Here is a 2,985-nt window from a genome sequence, read left to right as displayed (position 1 = left end):
GTTGCCCGAAAGAAGCAGGCCCTTCGAGGCGACGGTTTGCCAGTCGTAGGGGTCCTTGTCCGTATCGCACTCGAAGGAGACTTTCACCTTGTCGAGGGGGAAGCCGAGGCGCTCGGCCGCGATCTGGCGGATGGAGGTGTAGGTGCCCTGTCCGTAGTCGGTGAGGGCCAGGTTGACCGCCACCGTCCCGTCCTCGTTCATTTTCACGATGACGGCCGTGGAGGTGTACGAGGGCATGGCGGGGGCCTTCTGGAGCGCGGCGACGCCCTTGCCGATCTTCCAACCCGTTAGGCGCTCTCGCTCGGCCTCTTCCTTCGTGAGGCCGCCGTAGCTCACGGCTTTCGCGGCCGTCTCTATGCATTTGCGCACGTTGCCGGTGTGCTCCGTGATCTCCTCGCCGGTGAGGGTCCTCGAGCCCGGCTTGAGGGCGTTCCTCAGGCGAAACTCGAGGGGGTCCATGCCGATGGCCGAGGCGATCAGCTCCATGTGCCGCTCTATCGCCCAGTGGAACTCGACGTGGCCGAAGCCGCGATAGGCGGTACCGTAGGGCTTGTTCGTGTAGATCGTGTAGGAATCGACCTTCGCGGCGGGTATCTCGTAGGGCCCCGAGGCGGAATAGCCGGAGGCGCGCGTGACGTTGACGGCGTAATCGGCGTAGGCGCCGGAGTCCCAATAGAGCGTCATCTCCTGCGCGAGGATCTTGCCCTCGGCCGAGACGCCCGTCTTGAGGCGGTAGGTGAGCGCGCTCCGGCAGGGAAGGAGGCTGAACTCCTCCTCGCGGCTCGCGCGGAACTTGACGGGCCGGCCGCCCGCCTTGCGCGAGAGCACGGCGGCCAGCGGCTCGACGCCGATGCCGGCCTTGCCGCCAAAGCCGCCGCCCACGTAGGGGATGTGCACGCGCACGTCGTTATGCGGAAGACCGAATGCGTGGCAAAAGAGGTTTCGGACCGTGAAAGGCGACTGGGCGCTGGTCCAGATCGTGACTCGGTCGCTCTTGCCCCACTGCACTATGGCGACGTGGGTCTCCATCGGAACGTGCTGGACCGAGGGGCAGGAATACTCGCGCTCCACGACCCACGCCGATTCCGCGAAACCCTTCTCGACATCGCCCTTGCGCAATTTCGTGTGGTTGGCGATGTTGGTGCCCGGCATCGGCGTGAAGGCCGCCGCCATGTAGGAATAGCCGCCGAGGTCAGGATGGACGAGGGGAGCGTCGGCCTTGAGCGCGTCCATGTGGTGGAGGACCGGAGGGAGGGGCTCGTAGTCGACGACGATGGCCTCGACGGCAGCGCGCGCGATCTCGATCGTGTCTGCCGCCACGGCGGCTACGGCCTCGCCATGGTGCCGGACCTCGCCCTTGGCGAGAATGCGCTTGTCGACCACATAGAGGCCGAGCCGGTAATCGAGCTCCTCGCCCGTGACCACGGCGCGGACGCCGTCCATGGCGAGGGCCTTCGACGCGTCGATGCGCGTTATGCGAGCTCGGGCATGCGGGCTCTTCTTGACCTGGGCGTGGAGCATGCCGGGCAGCTCCATGTCGCTCACGTAGGTGGCCGTGCCGCAAAGTTTCTCGACATCGTCGGCGCGTTCGGGCGATTTCCCGACCTGGGAGAGTTCCTCGGGCCTCAGCGAATCATACATGTTCCAGCCCCCCCTTCTCCCCTGACCTTCCGGTCAGATCGCGAACGGCCTCAATGATCTGCGTATATCCGGTGCAGCGGCAGAAATTGCCCTCGATCGCCTCTTTTATCTCGTCGTCGTCCGGCTTCGGATTCTCGCGGAGGAGCTCCTTGACCGACATGACCATACCGGGCGTGCAAAAGCCGCACTGAACGGCGTGATTGCGCTCGAAGGCGGCCTGGATATCGGAGAGCGAATCGCCCTTCGCCTCGCCCTCGATCGTTTCGATCGTCGCGCCGTCGGCCTCGACCGCGAGGACCATGCAGGCGTTGACCGCTCGACCGTTGTAGATGACGGTACAAGCGCCGCACTCGCCCATGCCGCAGCCTTCCTTCGTGCCCGGAAGACCGAGGTCCTCCCTGAGGAAGCGCAGGAGCGTTCGATGCTCTTCCACGTCGCGGGCGTAGACTTGCCCGTTCACACTGAGTCTGATCCGCATGTTACCTCACCTCCTCGAGAAGGCGGCGCACGTAGACGCCGATCATGTGCTCGCGATACGCCTTGGTGCTCCGCACATCGTCGATCGGGCTCACCGAGGCGAGCACTTTGCGCACGGCCTCCTCGGGCCCGTCCTTGCGCGCGACGGTCTCGACGAGGACCGGCGTGGGCGCGGCCGAACTCACGCCGAACCGAAGAACGCCGTCCTTTTCGGTCATGAGGACGCCGACGATGCCCAGGTCGTGCCCGGCTATGCGCTTGAGCTTGAGGTATCGACCCTTGGCCTTCGCGGCCGAGGCGGGAACGACGATGCCCGAGAGATACTCGCCGGGGCGGAGCACGGTCTTCTTGACGCCCGCGAAGAAGCCCGCGAAAGCCAACTCCCTGCGATCGCCGCCCGCCCGCTCGACGATCGCCCTCGCGCCGAGGCAGAGCAGGGCCGGGGCCATGTCGGAGCATGGCGAGGCGTTTACCACGTTGCCCGCCACCGTGGCGCGATTGCGCACTTGATGCGAGGCCAGCTCGTGGGCGCAGGCGCAGAGCGTGGGAAAAAGCTCCCGGGCGGTTTTATTTCGCATAACGTCCGAAATGGTGGCCGCGGGGCCGATGTGGAGCCCTTCGGACTCGCTCCAGCGAAGGTCCGCCGCTCCGGGATATAGCTTGGAATCGATCACGAAAGCGGGTTTCCGTATGCCGTTGCGTATATTGGGCAACAGGTCGGTGCCTCCCGCCAGGACCTGTCCGTCGGCGGCGTGCTCGGCGAGCGTCGCCAACAGGTCGGGCAGCGTTCGCGGGGAAAGATAACGGAATTCGTACAGCATGGGCCTTCCTTCCGGTCGGGCGGCGGGCGGCGGGCGGCGGAAATCC

3 protein-coding genes are annotated in these 2,985 nt (G+C 65.7%); all 3 read right to left on the bottom strand.

Going from position 1 to position 2,985, the window contains the following annotated elements; translation table 11 throughout:
* A partial coding sequence (locus tag WDA27_15140) for a xanthine dehydrogenase family protein molybdopterin-binding subunit (GenBank protein ID MFA5892259.1) occupies positions 1-1,641 on the bottom strand: 1,641 nt, incomplete at its 3' end.
* Positions 1,634-2,119 (bottom strand): (2Fe-2S)-binding protein, encoded by a 486-nt coding sequence (locus WDA27_15135; GenBank protein MFA5892258.1) that lies wholly within the window; start codon positions 2,117-2,119, stop codon positions 1,634-1,636. The genes WDA27_15135 and WDA27_15140, both read right to left, overlap by 8 nt.
* A 1-nt stretch (position 2,120) precedes the next feature.
* Positions 2,121-2,985 (bottom strand): FAD binding domain-containing protein (locus tag WDA27_15130; GenBank protein MFA5892257.1); only part of this gene is annotated, 865 nt, incomplete at its 5' end.

This window comes from Actinomycetota bacterium, from assembly GCA_041658565.1.
GTDB lineage: Bacteria > Actinomycetota > AC-67 > AC-67 > AC-67 > JBAZZY01.
Note: the sequence above shows the minus strand (reverse complement) of the source record. Positions and strands in the feature narration are given on the sequence as shown.